Below are 13,827 nucleotides of genomic sequence, written 5' to 3'. Positions count from 1 at the left end.
ACACGCAGACGTCTGCACCGGGCCTTCAATGATGCGATGGTCGCATCGTTAGCTCACTAAATTAACCCAGGATTAAGCAAAACGCCCTGCACAATCCTGCACAAATGATCCTTGTGCGAGGTTGTGCAGGGCGCTCGGTGAAAGCCAGGTTCAGTACCGATTGGGCTCCATTTCCAGATTGACCTGAAAACGCTCGGCAATGTCTTTCTGGATACGCAGGGCCAGATCCAGCAATTGCGGCCCGGTGGCGCAGCCGTAGTTGACCAGCACCAACGCCTGCAACTTATGCACCCCCGCGTCGCCTTCGCGAAAGCCCTTCCAGCCGGCCCGCTCGATCAACCAACCGGCGGCAATTTTCATCTGCCCTTGGGGTTGTGGATAAGCCACCAGATCCGGGTATTGAAGCTTGAGTTGCGCGACGTGCGAAGCCGGCACCAGCGGGTTCTTGAAGAAACTGCCGGCATTGCCCAGCACCGCCGGGTCAGGGAGCTTTTCACTGCGGATGCTGCAGATGGCCCGGCTGACATCCGAGGGAGTCGCCTGTTCGATGCCCAGTTCGGTCAACCGCTGGCGGACCGGGCCGTACTCCAGGTGCAGATGCGCGGCGCGACTGAGGGCAAAGCGCACCCGCAGGATCAGCCAACGACCCGCTTGCTGCTTGAACAGGCTGTCGCGGTAGGCGAAACGGCATTCTTCCAGGGTGAAATCGTGCAGCTCGCCGGTTTGCCGATCCAGGGCGGTCAGGCCGGCGAACACATCCTTGATCTCCACACCGTAGGCACCGATGTTTTGCATCGGTGCGGCCCCCACCGTGCCTGGGATCAGGCTGAGGTTCTCCAGCCCCGACCAGCCTTGCGCCAGCGTGTACTGGACGAAGGGGTGCCACGGTTCGCCTGCTTCGGCTTCGATCAGCACCCGCTCGCCATCATCGCTGAGCAGACGAATCCCTTGGCTGGCCATGCGCAACACCAGCGCGTCGATATCACCGGTCAGCAGCAGGTTGCTGCCGCCACCGATCACCAGCAACGGCACGTCATTGGCGCTGGCATAGGCCAGCGCCTGGCGGACATCGGCGTCGCTGTGAGCTTCGGCGAATAACCGGGCGGTGACGTCCACGCCAAAGCTGTTGAACGGCTTGAGGCTGACGCCGGCCCGCACCTGCAAGGTCATAGCCGCCCCTTCAATTCGATCACCAGGCGGTCCGTGGCACGCTCGATCAGGTCCAGCACTTGCTCGAAACCCTGTTCGCCGTCGTAGTACGGGTCCGGCACGTCATCGAGTTCAGCCTCGTAGCGGCGCAGGAACAGATCCAGTTCGGCCCTGCCGTTGCTCGGTTGCAGGACTTTTAGATTGCGCAGGTTGCTGCCGTCCATCGCCAGGATCAGGTCATAAGTGGCGAAATCGGCCCGGCTGACCTGGCGGGCACGCTGGGCCGACAGGTCATAGCCGCGTCGTAGGGCCGCAGCCTGGCTGCGCTTGTCCGGGGCCTTGCCGACGTGCCAGTCACCGGTACCGGCGGAGGCGACTTCCACCTGCTCGGCCAGCCCGGCCTCGCGCAGCTTGTGCCGCAGGATGCCTTCGGCGGTGGGTGATCGGCAGATGTTGCCGAGGCAGACAAACAGAACCCGCATCAGGCCTCCAGCAGGCGACGAACGCGCTCGAGGTCTTCCACGGTGTCGACGCCGGTCGGCGGAGCAATCAGCGCATCGGCGACATGGATTCGCACGCCGTGCCACAAGGCACGCAGTTGCTCCAGGGATTCGGTGTTTTCCAGCCAGCACGGGCCCCAGGCGACGAAATCCTGGAGGAAACCGGCGCGGTAAGCGTAGATGCCGATGTGGCGGCGGTACGGTACGCCGTCAGGCATGACGTCCCGACTTTGCGCGAATGCATCACGAGCCCAGGGCAAGGTGGCGCGGCTGAAGGTCAGCGCCAGGCCATTGAGATCGCTGACGACCTTGACCACGTTGGGGTTGAACAGGGTTTGCACATCCTCGATCGGCTCGGCCAGGGTGGCCATGCGCGCTTCGGGATGGGCTGCCAGATTGTTTGCAACCTGATCGATCACACTGGACGGGATCAACGGTTCATCGCCCTGCACATTGACCACGATGGCGTCGGGTTCCAGGCCCAGCTTGGCGGCGACTTCCGCCAGGCGATCAGTTCCGGAGTTGTGATCCTCGCGAGTCAGTACCACTTCGGCGCCAAAGCCCTTGCAGGCTTCCACGATGCGCGCATCGTCGGTCGCCACTACCACGCGCTGGGCGCTGCTTTTGCAGGCCTGTTCCCATACGTGCTGGATCATCGGTTTGCCAGCGATCAACAGCAACGGTTTGCCGGGCAGGCGCGTCGAGGCAAAGCGCGACGGAATGACAACGGTAAAGGCTGCGGTCATTTATCCAGGCGCTCGTCGGTGGTCAGGGTACGGGCCTCGCTTTCGAGCATCACCGGAATGCCATCGCGAATCGGATAGGCCAGGCCGGCGCCTTTGCTGATCAGCTCGGTTTTGTCGGCGCTGAGCTTGAGGGGGCCTTTGCAGACCGGGCAGGCCAGAATGTCGAGCAGTTTGGTGTCCATGAACATTTCCCTGGATAAATGGTTTAAGGCAAAAGCCGATCCGGCAACAGGCGCATCAACTGGGTATCGAACCAGTCCGCGAAGGCGGGCGACGGCGCGGCATCCACCGCCAGGTACCACCAGTGGGGCTCGGCGAAGGCACGGCATTTGACCGCGTCCTTTTCCGTCATGACCACCGGCAACGACGGCGTGAAATTCAATGCCTGGGCGCTGTATTGGGCGTGGTCGGCAAACCCGTGCGGTATAGGTCGCCAGTGTAGCGTTTCGAGGGTGTTGAAGAAACGCCGGGGATTGCCGATCCCGGCCACGGCATGCAGGGCCTGGCCGGGCGGGAAATGGTCCAGTGGACGCCGTTCGCCGCTGGCCAGGTTCACCAGGGCCGTGGGTCGCAGCTCGAAGGCAAAGCCGTCTTCGCGGTCGGCGCTGGCGCCGTTGAATAGCACGGCATCGACCGATTGCAGACGCTCCACGGGTTCACGCAGCGGACCGGCAGGCAGACAACGTCGATTGCCCAGGCCGCGGGCGTTGTCGATCAGCACCAATTCAAGATCCCGAGCCAGGCGGTAATGTTGCATGCCGTCGTCGGACAGGATCAGGTCCAGCGGTTGAGTCTCCAGCAGCGCCTGGACCGCCCGGCTGCGATCCGGATCGATCATCAATGGCACGCCGCTGCGCTGGACAATCAGCAGTGGCTCATCACCCGCGATGTCGGCGCCCTGCCCGGCTTCGACTCGCCAGGGCAAATGGGGTGGTTTGGCGCCATAACCCCGGCTTACCACGCCGACCCGCAGGCCACGGCGCTGGCAATGCTCAATCATCCACAGGATCAATGGGGTCTTGCCGGTGCCGCCAACCGTGATGTTCCCCACGACCACCAGCGGCACGGGCGGTTGGTAAATCTCACCCTCGCCCGCCAGAAAGCGCTCGCGTTTGCCCATCACCACCCGACGGTACAACCACTCCAGTGGCCGCAACAGCGTCAGGGCCGGGTGACCTTCGTACCAGGCGGCGAGCAATCGATCGGACATGGCCATCAGGGTGCCGGCGCCGCCTCGACGGTGGTCATGCGCAGATGGCTGAAGCCGAGCTTGCCGGCCGCGTCCATGGCGGTGATGACGGATTGATGTGGGGTCTTGCCGTCGGCGCTGATGGACAGCGGCAAGCTGGTGTCGCCGCCGGACTCCTTCTGCAGCGCATCGATCAGACTCGCCAGGTCGCTCTTGGGCAGCAACTGATTGTTCACCGAAAACGTCCCTTCGGCACTGATCGTGACTTCCAGGTTCTTGAGTTGCTGGTCTTCGGCAGGCGAGCCGCTGACCGCTTCCGGCAGTTCCACCTTGAGCTGGGTTTCCCGGGTGAAGGTGGTGGTCACGACGAAAAACAGCAGCAGGATGAACACCACGTCAATCAGCGACGCAAGGTTGATCTCGACGGTTTCCCGTGGTTTGCGGCGGAATTTCACTTCTTGCCCTCGGCCAGGTCCACGTCACGGTCGCCTTGCACCACCTCGACCAGCTTGATGGCCTCCTGCTCCATGCCCACCACCAACTCATCGATGCGCCGTTGCAGGAAGCGATGGAAAAACACCGAAGGAATCCCCACCATCAACCCGGCGGCCGTGGTGATCAAGGCCTTGGAAATCCCCCCTGCCAGCACCGAGGCATTGGCGGTCATGCCGGCGCCGGTGAACGAACTGAAAATGTCGATCATGCCCAGCACCGTGCCCAGCAGGCCCAGCAACGGAGCCATGGCGGCAATTGTGCCCAGGGCATTGATGTAGCGTTCCAGCTCATGGATGACCCGGGCGGCGGCTTCTTCGATGCATTCCTTCATGATCTCGCGACCATGCTTGGAATTTGCCAGCCCCGCGGCGAGGATTTCACCCAGCGGTGAGCTGGCCCGCAGCTCCTTGAGCCGCTCCTTGTTCAGTTTCTTGTCCTTGATCCAGACCCAGACTTGCCCGAGCAAATGCTCCGGGGTCACGCGGCTGGCCCGCAGGGTCCACAGGCGTTCGGCAACGATTCCCAGCGCCACGATGGAACTCAGAATGATCGGCAACATCATCCAGCCGCCGGATTTGACCAATTCCCACACAGTGACAGCCCCCTCGAAAAAGTGCGCCACTTTATCATACAGACTCGCCTTGCAGGCCCGCCCCGCCGATAACACCGTCGTCGAGGATGACCCGGGTCAAGGTTACGGCCATGGTCCCGCAGACGGCGGGTCGCGCCAGTAGCGCCGTTGGCCGGCCTGAAGGCGCGGTGCTTCGAAAGCCCCCAGTTGCAGACGAATGGCACCCTGTTCGGCACTGTCGTAGATCGCCATGCCCAAGCGGCGATAGCGAGCCAGCACCCGCGGATGAGGATGGCCGAACGCATTGCCCTGGCCGCGGGAGATCAACACCGAATGGGGTTTGAGCCGCGACAACAGCAACATCGACGATGAACTGCGGCTACCGTGATGGGGCGCCGCCAGCCACTGGACCGGCACGGCCAGGGGCCCGTCGAGCAACGCGCGCTCGGCATGGCTATCGATGTCGCCGGTGAGCAACAACCGCTCACCGCCGGCCTCGACCAGCAGAACGCAGGACCTCTGATTGCTTTCAAGGGCAGATGACCATTGCCACAGCTCGAACCTGACCCCGTCCCACTCCCAGCGCGCGCCACTGTCGCACGCCTCTGCCTGCAGGGTGGCAGGCAACGCGGCGGGGTCGCCACTGACCACCCGGACCGTTGGCAAGCCATTGCGCACGGCTTGGGCGCCGCCGGCATGATCGGCGTCGGCATGGCTGAGCAGCATCAGGTCCAACCCGGCGACACCCAGCTTGCGCAGGGTCGGCAGCACCACGCGCTCACCCGCGTCGGCCTCGCCAAAGCGCGGCCCCGCGTCGTAAAGCAAGGCATGATGACGGGTGCGTACCAGCACCGCCAACCCTTGACCCACGTCCAGTTGCCAGATTTCGGCCTGCCCCGGAGGCACATCCTCCCTCGGAGGGAAAACCACCAGCAGCACCATGGGCCATCCCAGTACCCGCAGTGGCACGCCTTTGGGCAGCAACAGTAACAAAGCCCCCAGAGCGGCCATGCACCACACCCACAGGGGGATAGCCGCAGGCACCCATGCCGGTATTCGCCCGGCCACCAGCGCCAGCCCCTTGAAGAGCAGATCGAGCAACCCGCCGGCGATCCAAAGCAGCCCTTCACCCACGAACGGCATCGGCAACAACGCCGTACCGAGCAGCGCCGGCGGCAACACCAGCAGGCTGACCCAAGGCACCGCCACCAGGTTCACCAGAGGCCCGCTGAGGCTGATCGGCAAACCCAATATCAACAGGATCGGGCACAGTCCGACTGCCACCAGCCATTGGGCACGGGTCCAGGTTTGCCACCAGCGCCAGGACCCCAAGCGTGCGCCGAAAGTAAACATCAGGATCGCCACCGCGGCGAACGACAGCCAGAACCCCGGCCGCAGACTGGCCAATGGATCGAACGCCAGCACCCCATTGAAAGCCAGCAGCCACGCCCACCAGGGGTCCGGATGCCGGTAACGCAAACGCCACAGCAACACCAGGCCGATCATCGCGCAGGCGCGCCGCACCGGCACCTCGAAGCCGGCGAGCAAGCCGTAACCCAAGGCTGCGATAAAGGCCAGCGCGCAGGCCCAAGGTAGCCACGGCAGACGCACCGGCCACATGCCATAACGCGCCGCACCGGCCACCAGCAGGTACACCAGTGCGGCAAGCAGGCCGATGTGCTGCCCGGAGATCACCAGCAGATGGACCGTACCGGTGTCCTGCAGTACCTGCCAGTCATCACGACTCAGCCCAGCTCCGTCCCCCAGGACCAATGCCGCCAGCGCCCCGGAGCGGCCCTGGGCGTCGACTTGCGCCAGCGCCTGACGCACGCCGTCGCGCCAGGCACCTTGGGCAGGTTGCTGGAGATGACCGTCCTTGACCGTGCCAGTCGCGCCGATGCCGCGGCTCAACAGCCAGGCCTGGTAATCGAAGCCATGGGGGTTCAGTAGCCCGGTGGGGCGTTTGAGCTTTACCGCCAATCGCCAACGTTCGCCGCTGCTCACAGGCGGTCCACCGAACCAGGCCAGGCGCATCGACGACGGCAGCCGTGTGCGGCGGGAATGGGCATCGGCCAGTTCAAAGCGCACCACACCTTCGTTATATTGCGGTAAACCGACGACGCGCCCTTCGAGCCAGCGGGTTTCTCCATCCAGCGCGGCAGGCAACCGATCGTCCAGGGCCAGTTGCGCCGACAGACACGCCCAAGCCAGCCCGATCAGGAAAAAACCCAGCGGATGAGTTCGAAACGGCAAAACCATCAGCGCCAGCACAGGCATGACCGCAATCAGCCACAGCGGCGGCAGCGCCGGGCAAAAAACCGGGGTCAGCAGCCCGAGTGCAAGCGCGACCATCCCTGTGCGCATAAGCCTGTCCTTGAGAGTCTTCTCTTCAGGCATAGTCGGTCTACGGCACGGTGCGCGTTAACAATTGTCACAAAGTCTGAATCAGTCAGCCGTAGAATGCGGACATACTTGCGGCCTCACCGCTTTGAACCGACCGAGAAGCCTTATGCCCCGGCGCCTTTTCAAACGTTACATGCCTGACCCAGCGAGTATTCGGGAACATAAGTCCTTACGTTTTCTCGGTTCCTTGCTGCACGACCCCAACCTTTGGCACCTCAATCGACACTCCGTGGCACGCGCCATGGCCGTTGGTCTGTTCGCCGCCTTTTTGCCGATTCCTTTGCAGATGCTGCTGGCCGCGGCACTGGCCATCACCGTACGCGGCAACATACCGATTGCGGTGAGCCTGGTCTGGCTGACCAACCCCATCACCATGCCCGCCGTGTTTTTCTGCACCTACCAGACCGGGGCCTGGTTGATGGATGTGCCTGCCCGCACGTTACCGGATGAACTGACCTGGGAATGGATCACCACCCAGTTGTCTACCTTGTGGCAGCCGTTTCTGCTGGGGTCGGTGGTGACGGGCCTGGTGCTCGGCGCCCTCGCCTATTTCATGACCATGATCTATTGGCGCTGGTGGGTGGCGCGGCAATGGAAACGGCGCAAGAAAAGCCGGATGTGAAATGCAAAAAGGCCTCCAGTGAATGGAGGCCTTTTTGCATTTCGATGTGAGAGCGAGCCTGCTCGCGATAGCGGTATACCAGTCAGCACGCCTGCCGAGCTCTAAGTACGCATCCCTCGCCCACTGACCAACAGCCGTGCACACCCCACATAGAGCACCACGGTCGCCACCAGCATGAAGGTGATCGCGACGCTGATCCGGATGTCCGACACCCCAAGGATGCCGTAGCGGAACGCGTTGACCATGTGCAGCACCGGGTTGGCCAGGGACACGGTCTGCCAGAACGGTGGCAGCAGGGAAATCGAGTAGAACACTCCGCCCAGGTAAGTCAGTGGCGTGAGCACGAACGTCGGGATGATGGAAATGTCATCGAAGTTGCGCGCAAACACGGCATTGATGAACCCCAGCAGCGAAAAGATCGTGGCGGTGAACACCACCACCAATATCGTCACGCCCAAATGGTGCACTTGCAGATCGGTGAAGAACAGTGACAGCAAGGTCACGATCAAGCCCACCGCCAACCCGCGCAATACACCGCCCAGGGTGTAGCCGATCAGGATCGTATGGGGCGAAACCGGCGAGACCATCAGTTCCTCGATCGAGCGCTGGAACTTGCTGCCGAAGAAACTCGAGACCACGTTACCGTAGGAGTTGGTGATCACCGACATCATGATCAGCCCCGGTACGATGTAGTCCATGTACGTGAAGCCACCCATGTCGCCGATCTGCCGACCGATCAGGTTGCCGAAAATCACGAAGTACAAAACCATGGTGATGGCCGGCGGCAGCAGGGTCTGCGGCCAGATCCGCATGAAGCGTCGGACTTCGCGATAAACGATGGTATTGAGGGCGATGAGGTTGGGTCGCAGTTCGGAACTCATACAGCCACCTTCGCCAGATTTTTCTCCACCAGAGACACGAACAACTCCTCGAGGCGATTGGTTTTGTTGCGCAGGCTCTGCACTTCAATGTTTTGCAGCGCCAGTTGGGAGAACAAGCCGGTAATACCGACGGTTTTATCCACCTGGACTTCCAGCGTGTGGTGGTCCACCAGCCGGGCCGGATAGCCGATCAGTTGCGGCGCGGCCTTCAGATCGTTCTTCAGGTCCAGCAGGAACGTCTCCACATGCAGTTGGCTGAGCAACTGTCGCATGCTGGTGTTCTCGACGATGGTGCCGTGGTCGATGATGCCGATGTTGCGGCACAGCTGCTCGGCCTCTTCCAGGTAATGGGTGGTGAGGATGATGGTGATGCCTTTCTGGTTCAGCTCGGTCAGGAAGGTCCACATCGACCGACGCAACTCGATGTCGACGCCCGCGGTCGGCTCGTCGAGAATCAGCAGGCGCGGCTCATGGACCAGGGCACGGGCAATCATCAGTCGCCGCTTCATGCCGCCGGACAATGAACGGGACGGCACATCACGCTTGTCCCACAAACCCAGTTGAGTCAGATACTTCTCGGCGCGCTCATTGGCGATCTTCGGCGGGATACCGTAGTAACCCGCCTGGGTCACGACGATGTCGAAGGTCTTTTCGAACTGGTTGAAATTGAACTCCTGAGGCACCACGCCGATGCAGCGCTTGAGAGCGGCGGGCTCACGGTCCAGATCATGACCGAAGATATTCACCGTACCGCTGGTTTTGTTCACCAGGGTTGAAAGAATGCCGATGGTGGTGGATTTGCCGGCTCCATTGGGGCCGAGCAAGGCGAAAAAATCACCTTCGGCGACGTCCAGATCGATACCACTCAAGGCCTGGAAACCGTTGCCGTAGGTTTTGGTTAGCTGCCGGATGGACAGAGCGGAACTCATATCGGATTACGCACCAAGAAGGGGAAGAAACAATTAGATAAGGGCGCACGGCGAGCAATACAACCACGGCGCACGAAGGCAATGGTGCGTGGCGTCGCCGCACAAGTACAGTCAAGCGTGTCGATAGTAAGTATTAAGTCAACGCGGTCATGACCGCCTTGCGATACGCCGGACGCTGCTGCAGCCGGGCGTACCAGGCCTGTAGATGAGGCAGCGCAGCCCGCTCGATGGGCATCTCGAACCAGGCATAAATGAAACTGCCCAAGGGAATATCGCCCATGCCGATTTCATCCCCGGAGAGGTAGGGTTGCTCGCTCAACGTCTGGTCCGCCATCGCCAACAAACCATCGCAGACCTTGATCGCCGCATGGATGGCCGCCCAGTCCTGCTGCTCGGCGGGAGTGCGCAAGACGCCCCAGAACACGGTGCGAAACGGATCGGCAAACGAGGAGGTGGTCCAGTCCATCCATTTTTCAGCCCTGGCGCGAGCCTGGGGGTCTGCCGGATACCAGGCCGAACCCGGAGCATGGCGAGACGCCAGATAACGCACGATGGTGTTGGACTCCCAGAGCACGAAACCGTCATCTTCGATCATCGGGACACGGCCGTTGGGGTTCTTGGCGCGATACTCGGGCGTGTCCACCACGCCGAACGCACCCCCTGCGTCGATGGCCTCGTAGGCCAGCCCCAGCTCCTCGGCGCACCACAGCGCCTTGCGCACATTCGATGAGTTTTTCCGACCCCAGATCTTCAGCATCACGGCTTGCTCCGATGGATAAATGCCGCAGCAGCATACGCCGGATCAGCCGCGACTCAAATCGCCCTGCATGTCGCCAAGCAGGGGCGGCAGTTGCTCGCCGAACAGGTGCGGGTAGCATTTTTCCAGGTGCTCGAAGAAGAACGCTTCGGGCACATCGGCGAATTGGCCGTGGTCGGTGACGTACTCCATCAGCTTGGCGCCCTGTCGATTGAACGGGTGGAAAACGCTGTCCTCGCGGCCATCGAATTCCAGGGGTGCCACATCGAACAACTCACACAAGCCTTGATTGAAGGCCGGCGTGGCCTTGACCCAGCGCTCGTTCAGATAGAACTCGGTATAACCGTGCATGGCGAACACGTCACTCTTGAGCAACTCCAGCAGGCGTGCAGTGGACAAGTGATTACGCACATCCGCCAGGCCGATGCGCGCCGGGATACCACAATGGCGGGCGCAAGCGGCCAGCAAGGTCGCCTTGGGCACACAATAGCTTTCACCGCAGGCCAGTGCGTAACTGCCACGCAGGGTCTGCGGATCGCGGCTGAAGGTATAGGGGTTGTAGCGCACGGCCTCGCGCACCGCGTAATACAGGCTGATTGCTTGTGCCTGCGGGTCGCGATCAGTGCCGCGATGAGTTTCGGCGAACTCAATGACCGCAGGGTGATCGCTGTCGATGAAGCGGCTGGGGTTCAGGTATTGCTGCATGGTCAGGACCTCACGGAAAACGCCTGCGTCCGTAGGAGCTGCCGAGTGCAACGAGGCGGCGATCTTTCCCGGACCATCGAGCCCTGAGAGAAAGATAGACAGATCAAGAGATCGTCCGAACGCGGCCCGCACCTTCGGCAGCGCCTATAGGGCTTGCTTCGAGTCTATCCAAAGCCCACCCTCGGTAATAACGGCGTTTACGCCAAACAATGGCGCTTTCTCACTTTGTTAACGAACGATTTCCCACGGATGTTGCCAACCAGACTGGCGCAATGCATCCAGGGTTTCCCACGAAATCAATCACATCGCGCCGACCGCCGGTTTTGCAGATGCCGTCTAAGCTCTGAGGGTCGGTTTTGCCCTGGTTCACGGAGGATTACATATGCTGTTGTTGTGGATACTGGTTCTGGTTGTCGGGAAAGCCTGGCTGGCGCATCGGCGTACCGCCCCGCTGCCCGCGCTGGGCATCATCGCAGCCTACCTGCTGGCCATGAGCCTGTTCAGCCCCGCTCCCGGTTGGCTGATGCTGATCTTCTGGATCGCGCTCGCCGCCGTCGCGGCTCCACTGCTGCTGCCGGACCTGCGCCGCAAGTATTTCAGCGCGCCGATGTTCAACTGGTTCCAGAAGACCCTGCCCCCCATGTCAGAAACCGAGCGCGACGCCATCGACGCCGGTACGGTGTGGTGGGACGGTGAACTGTTCAGTGGCCGGCCGGACTGGGACACGCTGCTGGCCTATCCCAAGGTGCAACTGACCGAGGAGGAACAGGCTTTCCTCGACGGCCCCACCGAAGAACTCTGCGCCATGGTCAGCGACTGGCAGATCGGTCAGGCCATGGACCTGCCACCCGCCGCCTGGGCACACATCAAGGAGCACGGCTTTTTCGCGCTGATCATTCCCAAGGAATATGGAGGCAAGGGCTTCTCCGCCTATGCCCACTCCCAGGTGGCGATGAAACTGGCCACCCGTAGCGGCGATCTGGCTTCCACCGTGATGGTCCCCAACTCCCTCGGCCCAGCCGAATTGCTGCTGCACTACGGTACCGACGAACAACGCAACCACTACCTGCCACGGTTGGCCCGCGGCGACGACATCCCCTGCTTCGCCCTGACCGGGCCGCTGGCGGGCTCCGACGCCGGGGCGATGCCCGACACCGGCATCATCTGCAAGGGCGAATGGGAAGGTCAGGAAACCCTGGGCCTGCGCCTGAACTGGGAAAAGCGCTACATCACCTTGGGACCGGTGGCCACCCTCCTTGGCCTGGCCTTCAAGGCCTATGACCCCGATCACCTGCTGGGGGATGAAGAAGACCTGGGCATCAGCCTCGCCCTGATTCCCACCGACACCCCTGGCGTCAATATCGGCCGTCGTCACCTGCCCCTTGGCGCCGCTTTCATGAACGGACCGAACTGGGGCAAGGACGTGTTCATCCCGCTGGACTTTCTCATCGGCGGCCAGCCCATGCTCGGCAAGGGCTGGATGATGCTGATGAACTGCCTGTCGGTCGGTCGGTCGATTTCCCTGCCGGCTGTGGGCACCGGGGCGGCGAAGTTCACCAGCCTGGTGACCGGCCAGTACACCCAGGTACGCGAGCAGTTCAACGTGCCATTGTCGGCCTTTGAAGGTATTCAGGAGGCCATGGCCCGTATCGGTGGCAACGCCTGGATGATGGACGCCGCCCGTATGCTGACCGCCAACGCGGTGGACCTGGGAGAAAAACCTTCGGTGCTGTCGGCCATCCTCAAATACCACCTGACCGAGCGCGGCCGCGAATGCATCAGCCACGCCATGGACGTACACGGCGGCAAGGGCATCATCATGGGGCCCAACAACTACCTGGGGCGTAGCTGGCAAGGTGCACCGATCTTCATCACGGTCGAAGGCGCGAATATCCTGTCACGTAACCTGATGATCTTCGGCCAGGGTGCGATTCGCTGCCATCCGTTCGTGCTCAAGGAAATGGCCTTGGCCACGCGTGAAGACAGAGACCAGGCGCTGATCGAATTCGACGGGTTGCTACTCAAACACATCGGTTTTGCCATCAGCAACGCCGCCAGCACCCTGGTACTGAACCTGGGCCTGGGGCGTTTCGAAAGAGCCCCCGGCAACGCCTTGAGCCAGGGTTATTTCCGCGCCCTCAACCGGCAGGCGGCGGCATTCGCCCTGCTGGCGGACCTGAGCATGATGCTGCTGGGCGGTGAACTCAAACGTCGCGAACGCTTGTCGGCGCGCCTTGGGGATGTATTGAGCAACCTCTACCTCGCCTCCGCCGCGCTCAAGCGCTACCACGACCTGGACTCGCCGGACCATATGGAACCGCTGTTCACCTGGGCCATGGAAGAAAGCCTGGGCCAGGCTGAGCGGGCCCTGGACGAACTGCTGGACAACTTCCCGAACCGGGTGCTGGGTGGCCTGTTACGCGTGCTGGTATTCCCCTTCGGCCGCCGCCACAAAGGTCCGAGCGACAGGCTGGACGCTGAAGTGGCTGCAGTGATCGGCCGGGGCAAGGGCGACCCGACCCTCGAGGAGCTGCTACAGGGTTGCTATCGCCCGCAATCGGTCGACGATCCGGTGGGTGCGCTGCAGCACGCTTGCGACCTGCTCGCCGCGGCCCACCCGCTGCACAAGAAACTGCACGGCGCGCTCAAACAGGGTCAGCTCAACCCCGCTCCAGGCGAACAGGTCATCGACGCAGCCCTTGAAGCCGGCGTGCTACAGGCCGGCGAAGCCCAGACCCTGCGCGAGGCCGAAGCGGCCCGACGTAAAGTGATCGACGTGGATGATTTCGACAAGGAGGAACTCACGCTCGCCGAGGACAAGGTCCGCTGATCCTGGCGACCCTGTGCTCTGTGCCATGTAAAAACGGGCGCAAGCGCTTT

At 62.2% G+C, this 13,827-nt stretch carries 14 protein-coding genes; 2 read left to right on the top strand and 12 right to left on the bottom strand.

The features are described from left to right. Nucleotides 1–150 precede the first annotated feature (150 nt). From murB to BW979_RS11470, 8 genes are all read right to left on the bottom strand, one after another. On the bottom strand, nucleotides 151–1,170 hold the full coding sequence (gene murB, locus BW979_RS11505; RefSeq protein WP_047228186.1) for a UDP-N-acetylmuramate dehydrogenase: 1,020 nt from the start codon (nucleotides 1,168–1,170) through the stop codon (nucleotides 151–153). After that, nucleotides 1,167–1,631, bottom strand: coding sequence for a low molecular weight protein-tyrosine-phosphatase (locus BW979_RS11500; protein WP_047228185.1), 465 nt, complete (start codon nucleotides 1,629–1,631; stop codon nucleotides 1,167–1,169). Before BW979_RS11500 ends, murB begins: the two co-directional genes overlap by 4 nt. After that, on the bottom strand, nucleotides 1,631–2,395 hold the full coding sequence (kdsB, locus tag BW979_RS11495; RefSeq protein WP_076383826.1) for a 3-deoxy-manno-octulosonate cytidylyltransferase: 765 nt from the start codon (nucleotides 2,393–2,395) through the stop codon (nucleotides 1,631–1,633). The genes BW979_RS11500 and kdsB overlap by 1 nt, the downstream gene beginning before the upstream one ends. Beyond that, on the bottom strand, nucleotides 2,392–2,577 hold the full coding sequence (locus tag BW979_RS11490; RefSeq protein WP_003179363.1) for a Trm112 family protein: 186 nt from the start codon (nucleotides 2,575–2,577) through the stop codon (nucleotides 2,392–2,394). The genes kdsB and BW979_RS11490 overlap by 4 nt, the downstream gene beginning before the upstream one ends. A gap of 23 nt (nucleotides 2,578–2,600) precedes the next feature. Next, nucleotides 2,601–3,611, bottom strand: a complete 1,011-nt coding sequence (gene lpxK / locus BW979_RS11485) for a tetraacyldisaccharide 4'-kinase (RefSeq protein ID WP_076383825.1) — start codon at nucleotides 3,609–3,611, stop codon at nucleotides 2,601–2,603. Then, nucleotides 3,611–4,039, bottom strand: coding sequence for an ExbD/TolR family protein (locus tag BW979_RS11480; protein WP_047228182.1), 429 nt, complete (start codon nucleotides 4,037–4,039; stop codon nucleotides 3,611–3,613). Before BW979_RS11480 ends, lpxK begins: the two co-directional genes overlap by 1 nt. Further along, the gene (locus tag BW979_RS11475) at nucleotides 4,036–4,671 is read right to left on the bottom strand and encodes a MotA/TolQ/ExbB proton channel family protein (protein WP_160893079.1); all 636 of its coding nucleotides are present in this window, start codon (nucleotides 4,669–4,671) and stop codon (nucleotides 4,036–4,038) included. Before BW979_RS11475 ends, BW979_RS11480 begins: the two co-directional genes overlap by 4 nt. A gap of 102 nt (nucleotides 4,672–4,773) precedes the next feature. Continuing rightward, nucleotides 4,774–7,014 carry a DNA internalization-related competence protein ComEC/Rec2 gene (locus BW979_RS11470; protein ID WP_076383823.1) on the bottom strand — a complete coding sequence of 747 codons (2,241 nt, stop codon included), beginning with the start codon at nucleotides 7,012–7,014 and terminating at the stop codon, nucleotides 4,774–4,776. 145 nt (nucleotides 7,015–7,159) lie between these two features. On the opposite strand from BW979_RS11470, the gene BW979_RS11465 reads away from it, so the two are divergent. Beyond that, nucleotides 7,160–7,675, top strand: coding sequence for a DUF2062 domain-containing protein (locus BW979_RS11465; protein ID WP_047228179.1), 516 nt, complete (start codon nucleotides 7,160–7,162; stop codon nucleotides 7,673–7,675). A 101-nt stretch (nucleotides 7,676–7,776) separates the two neighbouring features. Here BW979_RS11465 and BW979_RS11460 read toward each other — a convergent pair whose 3' ends face one another. The 4 genes from BW979_RS11460 to BW979_RS11445 all read right to left on the bottom strand — a co-directional run bounded on the left by BW979_RS11460 (nucleotide 7,777) and on the right by BW979_RS11445 (nucleotide 10,947). Continuing rightward, nucleotides 7,777–8,556, bottom strand: coding sequence for an ABC transporter permease (locus BW979_RS11460; RefSeq protein WP_047228178.1), 780 nt, complete (start codon nucleotides 8,554–8,556; stop codon nucleotides 7,777–7,779). Further along, complete coding sequence (locus BW979_RS11455; RefSeq protein ID WP_047228177.1) at nucleotides 8,553–9,485, bottom strand: ABC transporter ATP-binding protein; 933 nt, start codon at nucleotides 9,483–9,485, stop codon at nucleotides 8,553–8,555. The genes BW979_RS11460 and BW979_RS11455 overlap by 4 nt, the downstream gene beginning before the upstream one ends. A gap of 133 nt (nucleotides 9,486–9,618) precedes the next feature. Continuing rightward, entirely contained in the window at nucleotides 9,619–10,242 is a 624-nt protein-coding gene (locus BW979_RS11450; protein ID WP_047228176.1) for a glutathione S-transferase family protein, read from the bottom strand. Between the two features lie 45 nt (nucleotides 10,243–10,287). Further along, complete coding sequence (locus BW979_RS11445) at nucleotides 10,288–10,947, bottom strand: transglutaminase-like domain-containing protein (RefSeq protein ID WP_076383822.1); 660 nt, start codon at nucleotides 10,945–10,947, stop codon at nucleotides 10,288–10,290. 382 nt (nucleotides 10,948–11,329) lie between these two features. Here BW979_RS11445 and BW979_RS11440 point away from each other — a divergent pair, with 382 nt between their 5' ends. After that, nucleotides 11,330–13,777 carry an acyl-CoA dehydrogenase gene (locus BW979_RS11440; protein WP_076383821.1) on the top strand — a complete coding sequence of 816 codons (2,448 nt, stop codon included), beginning with the start codon at nucleotides 11,330–11,332 and terminating at the stop codon, nucleotides 13,775–13,777. Nucleotides 13,778–13,827: the final 50 nt, after the last annotated feature.

Origin of the sequence: Pseudomonas sp. A214 (genome assembly GCF_900156295.1) — a bacterium.
GTDB lineage: Bacteria > Pseudomonadota > Gammaproteobacteria > Pseudomonadales > Pseudomonadaceae > Aquipseudomonas > Aquipseudomonas rhizophila.
Note: the sequence above shows the minus strand (reverse complement) of the source record. Positions and strands in the feature narration are given on the sequence as shown.